General features: G+C 70.4%; 17 protein-coding genes. 11 read left to right on the forward strand and 6 right to left on the reverse strand.

The annotated features are described in order from the left end of the window. Nucleotides 1-5: 5 nt before the first annotated feature. The 4 genes from G5C60_RS26250 to G5C60_RS26265 are packed head-to-tail and all read left to right on the forward strand — an operon-like array spanning nucleotide 6 to nucleotide 3,553. Complete coding sequence (locus G5C60_RS26250; protein ID WP_165263386.1) at nucleotides 6-755, forward strand: PIG-L deacetylase family protein; 750 nt, start codon at nucleotides 6-8, stop codon at nucleotides 753-755. Then, entirely contained in the window at nucleotides 752-1,480 is a 729-nt protein-coding gene (locus tag G5C60_RS26255; protein ID WP_165263387.1) for a 4-carboxy-4-hydroxy-2-oxoadipate aldolase/oxaloacetate decarboxylase, read from the forward strand. The genes G5C60_RS26250 and G5C60_RS26255 overlap by 4 nt, the downstream gene beginning before the upstream one ends. Next, a complete protein-coding gene (locus G5C60_RS26260; RefSeq protein ID WP_338145926.1) occupies nucleotides 1,477-2,592 on the forward strand; it encodes a 4-oxalomesaconate tautomerase in 1,116 nt (371 codons plus the stop codon). The genes G5C60_RS26255 and G5C60_RS26260 overlap by 4 nt, the downstream gene beginning before the upstream one ends. 10 nt (nucleotides 2,593-2,602) lie before the next feature. After that, complete coding sequence (locus tag G5C60_RS26265) at nucleotides 2,603-3,553, forward strand: catechol 2,3-dioxygenase (RefSeq protein ID WP_165263388.1); 951 nt, start codon at nucleotides 2,603-2,605, stop codon at nucleotides 3,551-3,553. Nucleotides 3,554-3,560: 7 nt separating this feature from the next. Here G5C60_RS26265 and G5C60_RS26270 read toward each other — a convergent pair whose 3' ends face one another. Continuing rightward, entirely contained in the window at nucleotides 3,561-4,517 is a 957-nt protein-coding gene (locus tag G5C60_RS26270; RefSeq protein ID WP_165263389.1) for an alpha/beta hydrolase fold domain-containing protein, read from the reverse strand. 318 nt (nucleotides 4,518-4,835) lie between these two features. Here G5C60_RS26270 and G5C60_RS26275 point away from each other — a divergent pair, with 318 nt between their 5' ends. The 5 genes from G5C60_RS26275 to G5C60_RS26295 all read left to right on the forward strand — a co-directional run bounded on the left by G5C60_RS26275 (nucleotide 4,836) and on the right by G5C60_RS26295 (nucleotide 9,475). Further along, entirely contained in the window at nucleotides 4,836-5,594 is a 759-nt protein-coding gene (locus G5C60_RS26275) for an FHA domain-containing protein (RefSeq protein ID WP_165263390.1), read from the forward strand. Between the two features lie 138 nt (nucleotides 5,595-5,732). Then, nucleotides 5,733-6,128: a TOBE domain-containing protein gene (locus tag G5C60_RS26280; protein ID WP_165263391.1), complete on the forward strand. Its 396-nt coding sequence runs from the start codon at nucleotides 5,733-5,735 to the stop codon at nucleotides 6,126-6,128. A gap of 64 nt (nucleotides 6,129-6,192) precedes the next feature. After that, entirely contained in the window at nucleotides 6,193-6,999 is an 807-nt protein-coding gene (gene modA / locus G5C60_RS26285) for a molybdate ABC transporter substrate-binding protein (RefSeq protein ID WP_165263404.1), read from the forward strand. Nucleotides 7,000-7,039: 40 nt separating this feature from the next. Then, nucleotides 7,040-8,986, forward strand: coding sequence for an ABC transporter permease (locus G5C60_RS26290; protein WP_165263392.1), 1,947 nt, complete (start codon nucleotides 7,040-7,042; stop codon nucleotides 8,984-8,986). 99 nt (nucleotides 8,987-9,085) lie between these two features. Further along, complete coding sequence (locus G5C60_RS26295; RefSeq protein ID WP_338145927.1) at nucleotides 9,086-9,475, forward strand: cell division protein SepF; 390 nt, start codon at nucleotides 9,086-9,088, stop codon at nucleotides 9,473-9,475. A 118-nt stretch (nucleotides 9,476-9,593) separates the two neighbouring features. On the opposite strand, the gene G5C60_RS26300 is transcribed toward G5C60_RS26295, so the two are convergent. From G5C60_RS26300 to G5C60_RS26320, 5 genes are all read right to left on the reverse strand, one after another. Then, nucleotides 9,594-11,639 (reverse strand): RICIN domain-containing protein, encoded by a 2,046-nt coding sequence (locus tag G5C60_RS26300; protein WP_165263394.1) that lies wholly within the window; start codon nucleotides 11,637-11,639, stop codon nucleotides 9,594-9,596. Nucleotides 11,640-11,749: 110 nt separating this feature from the next. Continuing rightward, entirely contained in the window at nucleotides 11,750-13,792 is a 2,043-nt protein-coding gene (locus tag G5C60_RS26305; protein ID WP_165263395.1) for a beta-galactosidase, read from the reverse strand. A gap of 55 nt (nucleotides 13,793-13,847) precedes the next feature. Then, a complete protein-coding gene (locus G5C60_RS26310; RefSeq protein WP_165263396.1) occupies nucleotides 13,848-15,182 on the reverse strand; it encodes an ABC transporter substrate-binding protein in 1,335 nt (444 codons plus the stop codon). A gap of 85 nt (nucleotides 15,183-15,267) precedes the next feature. Beyond that, on the reverse strand, nucleotides 15,268-16,218 hold the full coding sequence (locus G5C60_RS26315) for a carbohydrate ABC transporter permease (RefSeq protein ID WP_165263397.1): 951 nt from the start codon (nucleotides 16,216-16,218) through the stop codon (nucleotides 15,268-15,270). Between the two features lie 4 nt (nucleotides 16,219-16,222). Further along, on the reverse strand, nucleotides 16,223-17,149 hold the full coding sequence (locus G5C60_RS26320) for a carbohydrate ABC transporter permease (protein WP_165263398.1): 927 nt from the start codon (nucleotides 17,147-17,149) through the stop codon (nucleotides 16,223-16,225). A 193-nt stretch (nucleotides 17,150-17,342) separates the two neighbouring features. Between G5C60_RS26320 and G5C60_RS26325 the strand changes: the two genes are divergently transcribed. Further along, a complete protein-coding gene (locus G5C60_RS26325; RefSeq protein ID WP_420907413.1) occupies nucleotides 17,343-18,416 on the forward strand; it encodes a LacI family DNA-binding transcriptional regulator in 1,074 nt (357 codons plus the stop codon). Between the two features lie 122 nt (nucleotides 18,417-18,538). Continuing rightward, the coding region (locus G5C60_RS26330) for an ATP-binding protein (RefSeq protein WP_241267081.1) at nucleotides 18,539-19,665 on the forward strand (1,127 nt) is incomplete at its 3' end.

Raw genomic sequence — 19,665 nt, forward strand, 5'->3', positions numbered from 1 at the left:
CAGCCATGACGCACGAGAAGGCGTCCGCACCCTCACGCTCGACTCTCGTCATCACCGCGCACGCCGGGGACTTCGTGTGGCGGGCCGGGGGAGCCATCGCCCTGGCCGCCTCCCGCGGCGAGCGCGTGACCATCGCGTGCCTGACCTTCGGCGAGCGCGGCGAGTCCGCCAAGGCGTGGCGTGAGGGCAGGTCGCTGGAGGAGATCAAGGAGATACGCCGCGAGGAGGCCGAGAAGGCCGCGGCCATCCTCGGCGCGGAGATCGTCTTCTTCGACGCCGGCGACTACCCCCTGATCGCCACCCCCGAGCTGACCGACCGACTGGTGGGCGTCTACCGGCAGACGCAGCCCGACATCGTCCTGACCCACCCGCTCGACGATCCGTACAACGGCGACCACCCGGCAGCCGCCCGTATGGCCCTGGACGCACGCGTGCTCGCCCAGGCCATCGGCTACCCGGTCGAGGGTGAGGTCATCGGAGCCCCGCCGGTCTTCTTCTTCGAGCCCCACCAGCCCGAGATGTGCGGCTTCAAACCCGAGGTCCTCCTCGACATCACCGACGTCTGGGAGACCAAGCGCAGGGCCATGGAGTGCCTGGCCGCGCAGCAGCACCTGTGGGACTACTACACCGACCTCGCCGTCCGCCGCGGCGTCCAGCTCAAGCGCAACGCAGGCCCCAACCTCGGCCTGCCGCACAGGACTTGCGCCGAGGCGTACATGCGCCCCTACCCGCAGGTCACGGGGGAGCTGGCATGAGCGGCGTGATCGTCACCAACCCCCCGAAGGCCGCCGAGAAGGACGTGGACGCCCTGTCGGCGTACGGCGTGGCCACCGTGCACGAGGCGCTCGGCCGCACCGGTCTCCTCGGCCCGGACCTGCGCCCCATCCAGCAGGACGTACGGATCGCCGGCACGGCCGTCACCGTGCTCAGTCGGCCGGGCGACAACCTCATGATCCACGCGGCGGTCGAGCAGTGCGGCGAGGGCGACGTCCTCGTCGTCACCACCACCTCGCCGTCCACGGACGGCATGTTCGGCGAGCTTTTCGCCACCGCGCTCCAGAAGCGCGGGGTGCGCGGCGTGGTGGTCAACGCGGGTATCCGCGACACCTCCGAACTGCGTGCGATGGGCTTCCCCGCCTGGTCCGCCGCCGTCTCCGCCCAGGGCACCGTGAAGGCGACCGGCGGCTCGGTCAACGTGCCGGTCGCGATCGGCGGGCAGATCATCCGGCCCGGCGACGTCGTCCTCGCCGACGACGACGGAGTGATGTGCGTGCCCCGCGAGCGAGCCGGTGAGGCCATCGAGGCGTCCGCCGCCCGTACGGTCAAGGAGGAGGCCTCCCGGGCCGCCTTCGCCGAAGGCCAACTCGGCCTGGACCGGTACGGGTTGCGGGAGACCCTCGTACGCCTGGATGTGCAGTACCGGTCGTACGCCGACCACACCGACTACCCCAGCTACGCCCGCGACGAGGCGGGGTCGTGACCGGTCGGCGGCCCGAGGAGGTGCGCTGCATGCTCATGCGCGGCGGCACCTCCAAGGGCGCCTACTTCCTGGCCGAGGACCTGCCCGCCGACCCCGCCGTACGCGACGACCTGTTGCCGCGTGTCATGGGCAGCCCTGATCCGCGCCAGATCGACGGGCTCGGCGGGGCGCACCCCCTGACCAGCAAGGTGGCCGTGGTCTCCGCCTCGGCCGGTCCCGAGGCTGACGTCGACTACCTGTTCCTCCAAGTCGGCGTCGACACGCCCGAGGTGTCCGACCGTCAGAACTGCGGCAACCTGCTCGCCGGGGTAGGGCCCTTCGCCGTCGAGCGAGGGCTCGTCGCGCCGACGGACGGTGAGACCTCCGTACGGATCCGCATGCTCAACACCGGAGACCTCGCCGTCGCGACCTTCCCCACCCCGGGCGGGCGTGTCGACTACACCGGCTCCGCCGAGATATCCGGTGTGCCGGGAACCGCAGCGCCGGTGGTGATCGAGTTCCCGCCGGGCGGCAGCCCGCTGCTGCCCACCGGCAAGGTCCGCGACACGATCGCCGGTACGCCGGTGACCTGCGTGGACAACGGGATGCCGACCGTACTGATCGCCGCCTCCTCCCTGAAGGTCACCGGCTACGAGGACCCCGAGGACCTGGAGGGCGATCCGGCCCTGGCCGACCGGCTCCGCGAAATCCGTCTGGAGGCCGGCCCGTTGATGGGCCTGGGCGACGTCGAGGGCACCACCGTGCCCAAGGTCAGCCTGCTGGCGGCGCCCCTGCACGGCGGCGCGGTCATGACCCGCACCTTCATCCCGGTGCGCTGCCACACCTCCATCGGTGTCCTGGCCGCCGCGAGTGTCGCCGCCGGGCTGCGCATCGAGGGCGGCGTCGGCCAGGACGTGGCCCGTCTCCCGGCAGAGGGGGAGCGGCTGCGCATCGAGCACCCCACCGGGTTCGTGGACATCGAGGCCGGCGTCGAGTACGGAGCTGAGGGCGCCGCCCCCGTGGCCGAGGGCGCCGCCCCCGTGGCCCGCCGTACCGCTGTCGTACGCACCGCACGGAAGATCTTCGACGGCACGGTCTTCCCCCGGCCGGCCGGAGCCGCACACCACCTGTAAGGAGGCCCGCATGGCCCCGCCCCTCGGAGACATCGCCCACCTCGGGCACGTCGAACTGTTCACCCCAGACCTGGACAGCAGCGTCCGCTTCTTCACCGAGATCCTCGGCCTGACCGAGAACGGCCGCTCCGGCGACTCCGTCCACCTGCGGACCTGGGACGACTACGAGCACCACAGCCTGACCCTCACCGCCCACTCGACGTCCGGGATGCGCCGTACGGCCCTGCGCGCCTCCAGCGAGGAGGCACTCCAGCGGCGGGTCAAGGAGCTGGAGAGCGCCGGACGCGGGGGCCGCTGGGCCGAGGACGAACCCGGCATCGGCCCGCTGTACGTCTCCACCGACCCCGACGGTCACGAACTCGCCCTGTACTGGGAGAGCGAGTGGTACGAGGCGCCGCCCGAGCTGAAGCCGGGGCTGAAGAACCAGCCCCAGGCCAAGCCCGGCCAGGGGGTGGGCGTGCGCCGCCTGGACCACGTCAACTTCCTTGCCGCCGACGTCGGTTCGAACGCCGCCTTCACCCGCGACGTGCTCGGCGCCCGCCCCACCGAGCAGATCGTGCTCGACAGCGGGGAGGTGGCCGCCCAGTGGTTGACCTTCACCGACAAGTCGTACGACATCGTCTACACCGAGGACTGGACGGGTTCGCGCGGACGCCTGCACCACATCGCGTTCGCCACCGACAGCCGCGAGGACATCCTGCGCGCCGCCGATCTGTGCCTCGACAACGACGTGTTCATCGAGACCGGGCCGCACAAGCACGCCATCCAGCAGACGTTCTTCCTCTACGTCTACGAGCCGGGCGGCAACCGCATCGAGCTGTGCAACCCGCTCACCCGCCTCGTCCTGGCCCCCGACTGGCCGCTGATCAGTTGGACCCAGGCCGAGCGGGCCAAGGGCCAGGCCTGGGGCCTGAAGACGATCGAGTCCTTCCACACGCACGGCACACCGCCGGTCGACTGACGTCTCTTCACGCGCCCGCGGCGGCCCGCCGTACGTGCTCCGCGATCAGGGCGTAGACCGGCCGGGCGGCCTCGGCGTCATCGAGGTCGTAGCCGTGGTCGGCCTTGGGGACGAGATGCTGCTCGACGAGGGCGCCGGCCTTGTCAAGGCGTCCGGCGTAGCGCTCGCCCTCCGCGCGGAGGAGGTCGTACTCGGGGATGATCACGAGCGCCGGGGCGATACCCGTGAGGTCCGCGGTGTCCGCCGGGTTGGCCGGAGAGACCAGGCGATCGGCGCGCCGCCCCGAGTCCGGCACGTACGCGCTGTCGAAGACCTCGCCCATCCACGGGCGCAGCTTCGGCTTGGCGATGGCGGCCTTCTTGTCCTTGGCGCTCATCGCGAGGTCGAGCGGCGGATAGTGGAGGACCTGGAGCGCGATCGCGGGTCCGTCCTCCTCGAGGGCCTGGCGGGCCACCGCCGCCGCGAGCCCGCCTCCGGCGCTCTGGCCGCCCACGGTGAGGCGGCTGCCGTCCCAGCCGTGCTCTCCGCCGTGCGCGGCCACCCATTGGACGACCTCGTACGCCTGGCGGGTCGGGGCCGGGAACGGGTGCTGCGGCGCGACGACGTACTCCACGTTGACCACGGCCACGCCCGCCTCCGCGGCGAGGTAACGGCACAGCGCGTCGTCCATCTCCGCCCCCGGCAGGACGTACCCGCCGCCGTGGAAGTTGACGTGGACCGGCGGGAGTGCCCCGTCAGGCGGGAGCGCACCGTCGCCGGAGCCGGGCAGGTACACCACGACCTGGGCCGGGGCTATGGAGGTCGGGACCGTCAGCTCGCGGGTGTCGCGCGGAAACTCGGGAAGGCGTGCGCGCCACGAGGCCGCGGAACCGGGCCCGCCGGCCCGTCGGCTCGCCAGCGCGAGGAGCCGCTGCATGGCCTTGGCGGCAAAGGAGGCCACCACCGGCCGGGCCAAGAGGGACATGCGGGCTCCGTTCGGTCGGACTGTGTCGCCGGTCGCGGCTGAGCCGACAGGTTTGAGTCGACAGGTTTGAGTCGATGCGGTTCATTGTTGATCTCAATCATCAGGATTCCTGACGATTGATGGACGTGATACTAGCGAATCCCCGGTGGCCCGTTGCCATGGGCACCGGCCTTGTGTTCCATCGCCACCGTGGACTGCTTTCAGGATGGGGACCGGTCCCGGATCGGCGGGGGCACACTGGCGCGGGGATGCGCGGCGGAGGGGCACGCGCATCCCGTTCACCGATTCACCGACAGCAGAGGCAAATGGAGGCCCACCATGGATCACCCGGCGAGTCTGGCGCGCGGTGTCGCCGAGGCCAGCCCCGGCACCCTGCACGCACGCTCGCTCACCGGCGGCATCAGGGTCCCGCCGCGCCCGGGCCTGACGATCCGTTTCGGCCGCGGCGAGGAACCGGACGTGGACCTGGCGGTGGGCGAGGACGATCTGCGCGTCAGCCGCCGGCACGGCGAACTCACGTTTCAGGCAAGCCAGTGGTGGCTGCGCAACACCGGCCAGCAGCTGGTCCGCCTGCCGCACGGCCGGCTGATGCACATCACCACCGAACCCATCCCCCTCGCGCCCGGCTACACCCCGCTGTTCGTGAAGGGCTCCGGCTATCGGGAACACCTGGTCGAGCTGTACGTGACGGGCCACGACACCCCCGGCCTCGTACCGCGCCGCCAGGCGCCCACCGTGAAGCCGCGCATCTGGCCACTGGCCGAGGACGAGCGCCTGCTGCTGGTCGTGCTTGGCCAGCACTACCTCCTGTACGAGGACGGCCCGCGCCCCCTGTCCTACCGGCGGGCGGCCGCCCAGCTGGAGTACCTGCGCCCGGACGACAACTGGACCGACCGCCGCATCGAGCACAAGGTCAAGGCGGTCCGCCAGCGCCTCCATGACGGAGGCTTCCCCTACCCGCTGATCCACGACAAGGAGGCCGGAGCGCCCAACGACAACAACCTCCTGCACAACCTCCTGAGGGGCTTGGTCGAGTCCACCACGCTCGTCCCGCCGGACCTGGAGCTGATCGACTAGCAGGGGTGGCAGGCGCAGGGGCGGCAGGGGCGGCACCGCGCGACAGGGGCGACACGCACCTTTGCATGGGTCGCATCTGCCAGGAGTAGTCAGCTCGTTCATTGCAGGTGCGAGGCCATACGGCTTAATGTGGCGCACATGCAGTCCTACACCATCGGGCAGGCGGCCCGTCTCCTCGGCGTCAGTGCCGACACGGCGCGCCGCTGGGCGGACGCCGGGCGCGTCGCGACCCACCGCGACGAAGGCGGCCGTCGCCTCATCGACGGCCGTGATCTGGCCGCCTTCTCCGTCGAGGTCGCGCAGAGCGGCACCGACGAGGACGAACACCCGTACACCTCGGCCCGCAACGCGTTCCCCGGCATTGTCACCGCCGTGAAGCTCGGCGACGTAGCGGCCCAGGTCGAGATACAGGCGGGCCCGCACCGCCTGGTCTCCCTGCTGACCCGGGAAGCGGTCGAGGAGCTGGGTCTCGAGGTCGGTATGCGGGCCACCGCCCGTGTGAAGTCGACCAACGTGCACATCGACCGTGCCTGATCACCAGTCGACCGTGCCCGATCAGCCGTCGACCGCGCCTTCCAGCCCCGAGGAGCACCACCGCATGTCCCTCGCCCTCGCCCCCGCCCTCGCTCGCACCCGCACCGGGCGCCGCGCCGCAGCCGCCGCACTCACGGCCGCCCTGCTCGGCTCGCTCGGCGCCTGTGGCAACGACGACACCGAGCAGACCAGCGGGGCTTCGGAGGCGGCGGACCTCACCGTGCTCGCCGCTTCCTCCCTGACCGACGTCTTCAGGACCGCGGGCGCGGCGTACGAGAAGGAGCACCCGGGTACGAAGGTGACCTTCTCCTTCGCCGGGTCCCAGGAACTGGCCGCGCAGGTCGAGCAGGGCGCCCCCGCCGACGCGCTCGTCACCGCCGACACCAGGACGATGGACGGGCTGAAGGCCGACACCGGCACGCCGACCGTGATCGCCAGGAACCGCCTCGTCATCGCCGTCGGCGCGGGCAACCCGAAGAAGATCGACAGCCTTGAGGACCTGGCCGACAGCAAGCTGAAGGTCGTGCTCGCCGCCCCCGAGGTACCCGTCGGCCGCTACAGCAGGCAGGTGCTCGACGCCGAGAAGATCACCGTGAAGCCGGTCTCCGAGGAGGCCAACGTCCGCGCGGTGCTCAGCAAGGTCGAACTCGGCGAGGCGGACGCGGGCATCGTCTACAAGACCGACGCGGCCACGGCGACGGACAAGACCGACGCGATCACGATCCCCGACGACCAGAACGCCATCGCCTCCTACCCCGCGGCCACCCTGAAGGAGTCGCACGACTCCACGGCAGCCGCGGCCTTCGTGAAGTGGCTGTCCTCGCCGGAAGCCCAGAAGATCCTCCGCGACGCGGGCTTCGAGAAGCCGTAACCAGTGATGAGCCGTGACCAAAGATGAGCCGTAACCAGCCATGAACGGGATCAAGCGCACCCGCGGCGGCTTCCGTACGCCCCTCCCGCTGGCCCTCCCCGCCCTGCTCGCCATCGCCTTCCTGCTCCTCCCGCTGGCCGGCATCCTCGCCCGTACCGACTGGGGCGACCTGGGCGACCACCTGAGCAGCCCGGGCACCAGCGAGGCGCTGAAGCTCTCGATGGTCGTCTCCTTCTGGTCGCTGGGCCTTTCGCTCGTGCTCGGCGTCCCGCTGGCCTGGCTGCTGGCGCGCGTGCCGTTCCCCGGCAAGGCCTTCGTCCGCTCGCTCGTCCTGCTGCCGATGGTGCTGCCGCCCACCGTGGGCGGTGTCGCGCTGCTGCTCGCCTTCGGCCGGCGCGGGCTGCTCGGGCCCTGGCTGGAGGACACGTTCGGCATCACGCTGCCGTTCCACACCTCGGGCGCGGTCCTCGCCGCCACGTTCGTCGCGATGCCCTTCCTGGTGATCAGCCTCGAAGGGGCGATCGCCGGGCTCCGGCCGCGCTACGAGGAGACCGCCGCCTCGCTGGGCGCCTCGCCGGTACGGGTGTTCCGCACGGTGACGCTGCCCATGGTGGCCCCCGGGCTCGTCGCGGGAGCCGCGCTGACCTGGGCCCGCGCCCTCGGTGAGTTCGGCGCCACCATCACCTTCGCGGGCAACCTTCCGGGCACCACCCAGACCCTGCCCCTCCAGGTGTACCTGCTGCTCCAGGACAACCCGGAGGCCGCGACCTCCGTCTCGCTGCTGCTGCTCGCCATCGCGATGGCGGTCCTCGTCGCCCTGCGCGGGCGCTTCACGGGTACGCCGGGCAGCACGCGTACGTACGCGCCCAAGTCGCCGGTGGACGAGGGGAGTTCACCGGCCGACAATCCCGATCCCCACGCCTCGTACAAAGAGGCCTCGGACGACGAACGCTGGTCCCTGCACGCCGAGGTCACCGGTTTCAACCAGCTCGTCCTGGACGCCGAGCCGGGCACCACCATCGCCGTCGTCGGCCCCAACGGCGCGGGCAAGACCACCCTGCTGCGGGCCCTGCTCGGCCTGACTCCGCGGGCCCACGCCGAGCTGCGCCTCGGCGACACCGATGTCACCGCACTGCCCCCGCACCGCAGGGGAGTCGCCTGGGTTCCGCAGGACGGCGCGCTGTTCCCGCACCTCACCGTGCTCGCCAACACGGCGTACGGCCCGCGCGCCCACGGCGTGCCGCGCGCCGAGGCCCGCCGCACGGCACAGGAGTGGCTCGACCGGCTCGGCGTGGGCCACCTCGCGCACCGTAAACCGTCCCAGATCTCCGGCGGCCAGGCCGGACGGGTCGCCCTGGCCAGGGCATTGGCCGTACGCCCCCGGCTCCTGCTCCTCGACGAGCCGCTGGCGGCGCTCGACCAGACCACCCGCGCGCAGGTACGGCACACCCTGCGCCGTCACCTCGACGGCTTCGGCGGAGTCTGCCTGATCGTCACCCATGACCCGGTCGAGGCGGTGTCGCTCGCGGACCGTGTCCTCGTACTCGACGACGGCCGCGCCGTCCAGGACGCCCCGCCCGCCGAGGTCACCCGGCATCCGCGCTCCCCGTGGGTGGCCCGCATGCTCGGCCGCAACGCCTGGCCCGGCACGGCGACCGCCGAAGGGCTCGAACTCGCCGACGGAGGCGGCCTGTTCGTGGTCGCGGACCCGCTGACCCCGGGCGCGGAAGTCCTCGCGATCATCGCCCCCGAAGCGGTCGCCGTCCACCGGGACCGGCCCAGCGGCAGCCCCCGCAACGTCTGGCCGGGGACCGTCCGCGAGATCACCGCCACCGGCAGCAGGCTGCGCGTACTGATCACCTCCGACCGGGCGCCGGACGTGGTCGCGGAGATCACCCCGCAGGCCGCCGCCGAACTCGGCCTCGCGGACGGGGAGTCCGTATGGACGAGCATCAAGGCGACGGAGACGACGGTCGTCGTGGTGTGAGACGCGTCGCGGACCGTGTCGCTGTTGGGCCGAACGGGTGACTGTGCGCAAGAATTGCCCGGTGCAGGAAATCAGTGCGAGTCAGGTCGGGGGTATCCGGTGAACGGCTACGACGTCACCGATGAACAGTGGGAGGGGCTCGCCCAGGTCGTCCCGCTGCGAGGCCGCGACGCCTGGCCGTCGGCGGTCGACCACCGGTCGATCCCCGAGGTGGACACCGAACCGCGCCGCCGTTTCGTCGTGCTCCGGGTCAATGTCTTCGGGGACGCCCGCGAGGTCGCCGAGACTCTGATGGCCGGCGTTCCGGTCCTTCTCGACCTCACCGGCGCCGAGCCGGACGTCGCCAAGCGCGTACTGGACTTCAGTACGGGCGTGGTCTTCGGTCTTGCGAGCGGGATGCACCGGGTCGAGCGGAACGTGTTCCTGCTGACGCCGCCGGGCACCGAGGTGGCCGGGCTGATGGAGGGGGCGGGGGTTCCCGGGGCCTGAGCCGTAAAGCCAAGCCGAAAAGCTGAGCCGTAAAACACTCTGGCTCCGCCGTCCCGGGAAGGGATGGCGGAGCCAGAGTCGTAATCGAGCCTCGACCACGTGCTCGTCGGTCACTCGGTCACTCGGTCACGTCGGTGACCTTCCAGCGCTGGTTGGAGCCGGAGTTCGGCGTCCACAGCGTGACGGCCGCCCCTTCCTGGGTGGACTGTCCGCCGACCTCCAGGAGCCTGCCGGTGGCGGCGTTGACGAGGGTGAAGGTGCCGTCACCGGTCGTCGACATGATCCACTGGGTGGCCTTGTCGCGTCGGCCGCTGTCGGGCTCGAGGACCGGGGCGCCATCCCGTACAGCGAGGCGCTTGCCCTCCACCGGGTTGGTGAAGACGTACCGCTGCCGGTTGCCCGTGTCACCGCTGATCTGCCGCAGCTGCCACCGCTGTCCGGCCGCCTCCGCGGCGGCCGACCTGATGACCAGGCTGGTGCCGTTGTCGGCGACGGTCAGCGCCTTGCCGCTCTGCACGCCGGTCAGCTCGTACGTGTGCCCCTTCTGGAGCAGCGCGGCGTCCTTCGCGACGCCCGAGACGCCCTTGACGAGGAAGGAGGTCACCGACTGGGCGGGCACCGTGAAGGTGGCCTTCCGGTCACTGACCTTGACCGGCCGGTGCTTCTCCAGCTTGTCGTCGGTGCTGGTCACCACGGGGGTGACGGTCGCCTTGCCGCTGACGTGGCCGAACTTGGACAGGTCGACGGTGACCGTACGGGCCTCGGTGGTGTCGTTGACGTGGACGACGGTCGCCCCGTCACCCTTCTTGGAGACGGCGGCGGCGCTGGAGGTGTCGTTCACCTGGATCAGCCGGTCACCGGGCTTGATGTAGTGCGTGAAGTTCCGGGCGGTGTCGAACTTCGTGTTCGTGTAGATCGGGCAGCTCTCCAGGGTGTCCTTGGAGGTGCAGCTGAACGGGAGCTGGATGCTGCCCCAGTTGCCGCCCTTCGCGGACTCCCCGCCGGGCTTCATGTTGTCGTAGTCCTCGACCGGCTGCCAGAACACCCAGGCGCTCGGCTCGAGTTCGCGCAGGTCGTCGACCATGCGCTGGGCCAGGCCCAGGCCGGGACGCATGTCCGTGAAGCTCTGGCCGTCGCCCCAGTCGCCCTCGACCTCGCTCATCCACAGCGGCTTGTCCTCGGCCTTGGCGAGGTCGCGCGCGCTGGTGCGGCCGCCGGTGCCGTAGGTGTGGACGTTCATCTGGTCGACGAGGTCGCGCACCTCCTGCGGGTAGCTGAGCCAGTTCTGCGTGAAGGTGCTCGGGTTGGTCTCGTCCATCGCGGAGATCTCCGCGTCGGTACGGGACTTGTCCAGGACCGGGGCCAGCGCGCGGAGCACCTTCTGCTGGAGTTCGGGGCCCATGTGGGCGCCTTCCTGACGACCGCCGACGGGCTCGCCGTCGGGTCCCAGCTTGGTGCCCCAGTAGTCGGTGTTCGGCTCGTTGAACGGGTCGAGGGTGTCGACGTCGATCTTGTGGGCCTTCTCAAGGCGCTCAGTGGCGCCCACCAGGTACTTCGCGAAGTCCTCGACGGACTCGGGCTTCAGCTGGTCGGTCTTGGAGTCGAAGCCACCGGAGACGTAGCCGCTTTCCGTCATGAACCAGGGCGGCGAGTTGCTGAACGTCTCCCAGTGGGTGATGTCCTTCTTGATCCGGTCCACCCACCAGCGCTGGGTGGCGTCGGCCTTCGGGTTCCAGTCGGCCTTGTCCTCGGCGTCCCACCAGTCGGTGTCCTCGCGGGTGGTGCCCTCCGGGGCCTTCCACCAGCCCTCGACGGCGCCGCCGGCGCGCAGATAGTCCTTGACGTCCGGGGCGTTGCCGCCGCCGATGTTGTAGCGGGCGATGTTCAGGGCGAGTCCGCTGTCGTCGAAGAGGAGCTTCGCCAGCTTCTCCCGTATCGCGGGCGGATAGTCGCCGGTGGCGTTCGCGAACCAGACGAGGCTGGTTCCCCAGCCCTCGAACTTGTCGTGCTTGTAGGAGGGGTCGGGCCGGACGGTGACGGTGGGGGTGTCCGCTGCCGCGACCTGTGCCGTGGACGACGGGGCGGAGACCAGGGCGGCCCCGGTGGCCAGTGCGGTGAGGCCGGCGGCTCCGAGGAGCCGTCTGCTGCGGGTACGGCGTGCCATCAAGTGCTCCCAACTGCGGTGGTGGTAGCTGTGCTCGTCCTCCCGCCCGTCGGGCAGGAGGGATGGCCCTCGGACGGGTGCGGTGCGGTCCGAGGAGTCGAGGGTGGGGTTCAGTCGGCGGGCTGTCGCAGTACGGCGACTTCCCGGGGCGGCAGAACCAGGGTGTCGGCGTCGGCCGGACGGCCGGTCAGCAGCTCCCCGGCGAGTCCGGGCAGCGGCACCGTCTCGTCGGTGCGGTTGACCAGGAACAGATAGCGGCTGTCGGCGTCACGGCGTACGGCGAGCTCGACGCGCCCTTGTGCCTCGGCGGGCAGCTCGCTGCCGACACCCGCCGCGGCGAGCAGCCCCGGCAGCAGTCCGGCCAGCCCCTCAGGGCCGAGCCGGGTGGAGACGTACGCGGCCGAACCCCGGCCGGCGGGGCGGCGGGTGACGGCGGGGCGGTCGGCGTACGCACCGGTGCGGTAGCGGGCCAGCACCTCGACCTCCGGCTCGGTGACGGTGATCCGGTCGGTCCACAGCGAGCCCGTACCGGCGCCGTCCAGCTCGACGCTCTCACCGTCGAGCAGCGGCCCGAACTCCTCGATCCGGATGCCGAGCAGTTCACGCAGCGCGCCCGGGTAGCCGCCGAGCCAGACGTGGTCGTTCTCGTCGACGACTCCGGAGAAGTACGTGGTGATCAGGTGGCCGCCGTTCTCGGCGTACCGGGTGAGGTCCTTGGCCAGCTCGGCGGGGACGACGTGCAGCACGGGCGCGATCAGCACCCGGTGGCGGTCCAGGTCGGCGCGGGTGGTGACGATGTCGGCACGGACACCGAGGGCGAGGAGAGCGGAGTACCAGTCGAGCGCTTCCTGGCGGTAGTCGAGCAGAGAGGTGGGGTGCGAGTCCTGCTCGCTCGCCCACCACGACTCCCAGTCGTAGACGATGCCCACCGGGGCGGGCTCGCGTTCGCTCCCCGCGACGGGCGCCAGGGCCTTGAGGGTGTCGCCGAGGGCCACCACCGCGCGGAAGAGGTCGCTGTCCTCCCCGGCGTGCGGAACCATCGCCGAGTGGTACTTCTCGGCGCCGGCCGAGGACTGCCGCCACTGGAAGTAGCACACGGCGTCGGCGCCGTGCGCGACGTGCAGCAGCGAGTCGCGGGCCAGGTCGCCGGGCCTCTTGGCCACGTTGACGGGCTGCCAGTTGACGGCGCTGGTGGAGTGCTCCATGAGGAACCAGGGCCGTCCGCCGGCGATTCCGCTGGTCAGGTTGGCGGAGAAGGACAGCTCGTCCCGGTCCTGGGGACCGGGGTGGACGTAGTGGTCGTTGGAGACGAAGTCGATCTCGTCCGCCCAGTCCGGGTAGTTCATGCCCTTGGTGCCGTTCATCACCATGAAGTTGGTGGTGACGGGGACGTCGGGCGTGATCTGCCGGAGGACGTCGCGCTCCGCGCGCAGGTAGTCCTTCAGCGCGTCCGACGAGAAGCGCTTGAAGTCCAGTTGCTGCGTGGGGTTGGGGTGGGAGGCGGCCAGCCGGGGCGGCAGGATCTGCTCCCAGCCGCTGTAGCGCTGGGACCAGAACGCCGTGCCCCAGGCGTGGTTGAGCCCCTCCAGGGTGGTGTAGCGGGCGCGCAGCCAGTCGCGGAAGGCGCGGGCCGCGTCGTCGGAGTAGTCGTAGATGTTGTGGCAGCCCAGCTCGTTGGAGATGTGCCAGGCCACCAGCGCCGGGTGGTTCGCGTAACGGGCCGCCATCTCCCGTACCAGCCGCAGGGCGTGGTCGCGGAAGACGGGCGAGGTGGGGCGCCAGTGCTGCCGCGCCCCCGGCCACACCGTCTCACCGGTGGCGGTCACCGGGAGGATCTCCGGGTGGGCCGTGGTGAGCCAGGGCGGCGGGGAGGCGGTGGCGGTGGCCAGGTCGACGCCGATGCCGCCCTCGTGCAACAGGTCCATGACCTCGTCGAGCCAGGTGAAGTCCCACTCGTCCGGGGCCGGCTGGATGCGGGCCCAGGAGAAGATCCCCACGGAGACGACGGTGACGCCGGCTTCGCGCATCAGCCGTACGTCCTCCTCCCACACCTCACGAGACCACTGCTCGGGGTTGTAGTCGGCGCCGTAGCCGAGGCGGGGAGAGTCACCGTCCGGCCCGCTCAGCAGGCGGGTCAGGCGGGTGGCGGTCATGGTGGTCCTTCCGGTGTGTCGCACGGGGCGGCAGTCAGGCCTTCGTTCCTGCTTGCTACTCGACGGTGAAGCCCTGCTCCTCGCCGTACTTGACGGAGGCGTCCTGCCAGGACTTCAGACCCGCGGACAGCTTGGTGTTCGAGACGTACGCCTTGCCGACGGTGTCGTTGAAGATCGAGTTGGCGTACTGCTGGAAGGGCAGGTACGACCAGTCGGCGGAGACGTTGGCCGCGGACTCGGCGAAGATCTCGTTGGCCTTCTGCCCGCCGAAGTACTCGAACTCCTTGTTCTGGAACTCCGGAGACTGGAGTTCCGCGTTGGTCGCCGGGAAGGCGCCCTCGTCGATGCGGGTCTTCACACCCTCACCGGAGTTCGCGTACTCGGTGAAGGCGTAGGCGAGTTCCTTGTTCTTGCCCAGCGTGGGCAGGGTCAGGGAGCTGCCGCCGTTCTCCGCGCTCGCCTTGTCGCCCTTGGTCCAGGCCGGCATCGGGGCCGCGCGCCAGTCACCGGAGGCGTTCGGCACACCGGTGACGAAGTTGGCGGGCATCCAGGCGCCGGTGACCAGGGTGGCGATGGTGCCGTCGCCCAGGCCCTTGTACCAGTCGTCGGTCCAGCCGGTGATGGGCGCGAGGAGCTTCTCGTCGATGAGCGGCTGCCAGGTGTCGGTGTACTTCTTGGCGCCCGCGTCCGAGAAGTCGATCTTCACCTTGGTGCCGTCGACCTTGTAGGGACGTGAACCGGCCTGCCACAGCATGCTGGTGGTGCCGCCCGCGTCACCGGCGTCGGCGGCGATGAACGACTTCGGGTCGGCCTTGTTCAGCTTGCGGGCCGCCTCGACGTACTCGTCCCAGGTGGTGGGCACAGCGATCTTGTGCTTGTCGAAGACCTTCTTGTTGTAGAACATCGCCATCGGACCGGAGTCCATCGGCAGGCCGTAGACGGCGTCACCCTCGCTCACCGCGTTCCACGGACCCGGGGTGTACTTGGACTTCAGCTTGTCGGCGCCGTAGGGCGTCAGGTCGGAGAGGCCCTTGGTGAGGGCGTACTGGCTCAGCGCGAAGTACTCGACCTGCGCGACGTCGGGGACGCCCTTCTCGGCCGAGATGGCGTTCGTCAGGGCCGTGTAGTGCTTGTCGCCCGACCGCTCGCCGACGAGGTTGATCTTGACCTTGGGGTACTTCTTCTCGAAGTCGGCGGCGACCGACTTGAGCGTCGGTTCCCAGGCCCAGACCGTGACCGTGCCGCCCTTCTTCAGGGCCGCGTCGATGTCGTTGGCGGAGACCGGCTCCCCGCCGGAGCTGTCGTCGGAGTCGCCGCAGGCGGTCGCGCCGAGAGCCAGGGCGGAGACGAGGGCTATGCCGCGCAGCAGGCGGCTGGTTGTTCTGCGCATGGAGGTGCTTCCACTTCTTCGTGGGTGGGACAGGGCGAGGGTGAAATGCGTGAAGTTGCGTGGGGCGTGGGGCCTTCGGGGAGGGCTACTCCTTGACGCTTCCGGCGGCGAGCCCGGACTGCCAGTACTTCTGCAGCAGCAGGAACGCGGCGATCAGCGGCACGATGGTGAGCAGCGAACCGGTGATCACCAGGTTGAAGATCACGTCACCGCCGATCGTCTCGGCCTGGGAGTTCCAGGCACTCAGCCCCAGAGTCAGGGGATACCAGTCCGGGTCCTTGAGCATGATCAACGGCAGGAAGTAGTTGTTCCACGTCGCGACCGTGGTGAACAACAGGACGGTCACGATGCCGGGGGCGAGCAGCGGCAGGGCGACCTGGAAGAAGGTGCGCGCCTCGCTCGCTCCGTCCACACGGGCGGCCTCCATCAGTTCGGTGGGGATGGCCTCGGTGGCGAAGACCCACATCAGATACAGGCCGAAGGGCGAGACGAGCGAGGGCAGGATCACCGCCCACGGGGTGTCGGTCAGCCCCATCTTGCTGAACATCAGGAAGGTCGGCACCGCGAGCGCGGTGCCCGGGACGGCGACGGCACCGATGACCGTGGCGAAGACGCCGCGCTTGCCGGGGAAGTCGAACTTCGCCAGTGCATAGCCGCCCAGGATCGCCAGGAAGGTGGCGCCGCCGGCACCGAGGACGACGTACAGCAGGGTGTTCAGCAGCCAGCGGGTGAAGATGCCGTCGTTGTACGCGAACGTGTCGCTGATGTTGGACCACAGGGCGAAGTCGTCGGCGAACCACAGCCCGGACGAGTCGGCCAGCCCTTCCTGGGTCTTGGTGGCACTGATGACCAGCCAGATCAGCGGCACCACGGTGTAGAGCAGCATCAGGCCGGTGAGCACGGTCAGCAGCACACTGCGCTTGGGGCGCCCGGGGGTGTGCTTCTTGCGGGGCGTACGCAGCCGGGGGGTGCCCTTGCCCGCGCCGGTGGCCGGAGCGGCCGGGGACTGGGCGGCGGCGGTGAGAGGGGTGCTCATCGGGTCACGCTCCCTTGCGCATGCCGCGAAGCTGCACGATGTAGGCGATCACCATGGTGATCAGCCCCATGATGATGGCGACCGCCGCGGAGTAGTTCTGCTGCTGGCCGTTGAAGGACAGCGAGTATGTGTAGAAGTTCGGCGTGTAGTCCGTCGTGATGGCGTTGCGCGCCAACTGCCGCAGGATGTTCGGCTCGTTGAAGAGCTGGAAGCTGCCGATGATCGAGAAGATCGTCGCGATGACGAGGGCACCGCGGATGGCGGGGAGCTTGATGGCGGTGATGACGCGGAACTGTCCGGCGCCGTCGATCTCCGCGGCCTCGTAGAGCGAGTGCGGGATGACCCGCAGCGCAGAGTAGAAGATCAGCATGTTGTAGCCGACGAACTCCCAGGTGACGATGTTGCCGATCGACGCCAGGACCAGATCGGTCGAAAGCGGGTTGGGCAGGGTGACACCGAAGGCTTCGTTGATGTCGCCGACCAGGCCGTAGCGGGTGCCGTACATGAAGCCCCACATCAGGGTGGCGACCACGGCGGGTACCGCGTACGGCAGGAAGATCGTGATCCGGAAGAAGCTCTTGCCGTACAGCCGCCCGCTGTCCAGGGCGAGAGCGATGAGCAGGGCGATGCCCAGCATGATCGGCACCTGGACGACGAGGAAGAGCGAGACCCGGATGAGGGAGTCCCAGAACCGGTCGTCCTCGAGGGCCTGGGTGTAGTTGTCCAGGCCGACGAACTGGTTGCCGCCGATCAGCTGGTCCCGGAAGAGGCTCAGATAGATCGAGTAGGCGATGGGAGCCAGGAAGACAAGGGCGAAGACCGCCACGAAGGGGCCGATGAACCCCCATCCAGTCCAGGAACGGCGGTCCCGTTTCGCCGGAGGCCTGGCCGGCCGCCGATCTGCGGCCGCCGGCGGTTGTAGCGTCGTCATGTCGTTCCTCGTTCGTCCATCTCGGAACCGGCGTTGTGCGCCGCCCGATGTGTACGCAAACATCCCGCTCTGCAGAAGACCCTCAGGGTGTTATGTTTACGTAAACATCTGATGGCGGAATGTCTACACTGCCCCGATGACGGTGGTCAAGGGTCGCCAGCGGAAACTGCGCCCCGAGAAGCGAGGGAGACCGGTGGACACTGCTGACGGCACCCCGGCGAGCATGCCACGGGCACGAGCGCGTACCAGGAAACGGGCCGCCCGCCGCACTCAGAGTGCTTCCATGGCGGACGTCGCCCGGCTGGCCGGCGTCTCCTCCCAGACCGTCTCCAGGGTCTCCAACGGCTATGCGGGCGTGAACGAAGAGACCCGGCAACAGGTCCTCGCGGCCATGAAGGAGCTGGGCTACCGGCCCAACAGCGCCGCACGGGCGCTCAAACGCGGCGAGTTCCGCACCATCGGGGTCATCACCTTCGGCCTCTCCACCACGGGCAACGTCCGCACCCTGGAGGCGATCGCCACCTCCGCGGCCCACGAGGGCTACGCCGTCACGCTCCTGCCCGTCGCGGTCCCCACCCAGGACGAGGTGCGCGGCGCGTTCTCCCGGCTGGGGGAACTGGCCGTCGACGCCGTCATCGTCATCCTGGAGGTGCACCTGCTCGACGCGGTGGCGCTCTCCCTCCCGCCGCACGTCCAGGTCGTCGTCGCCGACTCGGACGCCGGCGACCGCTACACCGTGGTCGACACCGACCAGGCGGGCGGCAGCCGAACCGCCGTGCGCCATCTGCTCGACCTCGGCCACCGCACGGTCTGGCACCTGGCCGGTCCCGAGGAGTCCTACGCAGCGCAGCGCCGCGCCCACGCCTGGCGCACCGAACTCACCGCGGCCGGACGCACACCACCGCCTCCCGTACGGGGCGACTGGTCGGCCGCCTCCGGCTACGAAGCCGGACTCGAACTCGCCCGCAGACCCGACTGCACGGCGATCTTCGCCGCCAACGACCAGATGGCGCTCGGCCTGCTGCGCGCCCTGCACGAACAGGGCCGGAAGGTACCGGACGACGTCAGCGTCATCGGCTTCGACGACATCCCCGAGTCCGGCTCCTTCATGCCGCCCCTGACCACCGTCCACCAGGACTTCGCCGAGGTGGGCCGGCTCTGCGTCGAGGGCGTGCTGCGGCAGATGCACCACGAGAGGACCGAACACGGCACCACGCTCGTGCCCACGCGACTCGTCGTACGCAAGAGCACGGCGCCGCCGCCTTGACCTGCTGATCCCCCGATCGTAGGAAGGTCCCTCGGGCGGAACGGTTCGGCACGTTTGCGGATGCTTACGGTCCGCATATGACCGTGCCATTCCAGAGGACCGCCGTGGACGCTGTGCCCTCCATGGACGCTGTGCCCTCCATGGACACCCAGGTCGCCGTGGATGTCGCCGCCCGCCCGGACCGGCCGAGTGTCACCGCGCTGCGGCTCTCCGCGTTCGCCGCACACCGGCGCACGGAGTTCCCACTCGGGCCGCTGACCCTCTTCGCGGGGCCGAGCGGCAGCGGCAAGAGCAGCGCACTGCGGGCGTACGAGGCACTGGCGCGACTGGGCGGCGGGGCGCCGCTGGGCGAGGTGTTCCCGGATCCCGGTGCCTGCGTTCCCGAGCGGGCGCGGCCCGACGCCCAGCGGCGGCGCGGCTTCCGCATCGGCTGTACGGTCGCAGGACCCGCCGGAGTCGCACGGCTCGACCTCGCCGTGCAGGCCGAGCCCGAACTCCGTATCGTGGGCGAGCGGTTGACGGCCGACGGCGTGACCCTGCTGGAGACGGCCCTGCGCGACCCGAGCCGCCCCACCGTGCAGGCGGCCTGGCACACGGCGGGCTCGTCCCCCGTGACCCGGGCCCCGCTCCCGGACGACCGGCTCGGCACCGCCCTGCTGCCCCTGCGTGTGGCCGGCAAGACGGACGGCCAGCGCCAGGTCCTCGCCGCCGCCGAGCAGATGGTGGTCGCCCTGCGGTCCGTCTTCGCCTGCGACCCGGCTCCCCGGCATATGCGCGCCGCCGTGCCGCTCGGCGCGGGGCGACTGCTCCGAGGCTGCGGCAACCTCGCCGAGGTGCTGTGGCGTACGCGGTCGGAGTGCGCGCGGCGGCACGGGCAGCTCGTCGCGGCGGTACGGGAGGGATGTGCGGGACGGGTCGTCGACGTGCTGGCCCAGCAGGTGTCATCCGGCGGGACGGGCGCGGGGGCGGTGCCGACGGTTCGGGCGCTGCTCGACCGGGGCGACGGGCTGCGGACGCCTCTCGGACTGCTGGGGGACGGGGAGTTGAGGTACCTGGCCCTCGCTCTGGTGCTGCTCACCGGGCCGGGTGTGCTGGAGGTCGACACGGCGGGGGAGGTGCCCGAGGCGCTTCAGACGCTGACCGTTCTCGCCGACGGCCTGGACCGGGATCTCGACGTACGGCAGCGGGAGACGCTCGGACGGCTGGCGGCGCGGATGTGCGAGCGCGGGCACATCCGGCTGGTGGGGGC

The organism is Streptomyces scabichelini (assembly GCF_011045015.1).
Classification (GTDB): domain Bacteria; phylum Actinomycetota; class Actinomycetes; order Streptomycetales; family Streptomycetaceae; genus Streptomyces; species Streptomyces scabichelini.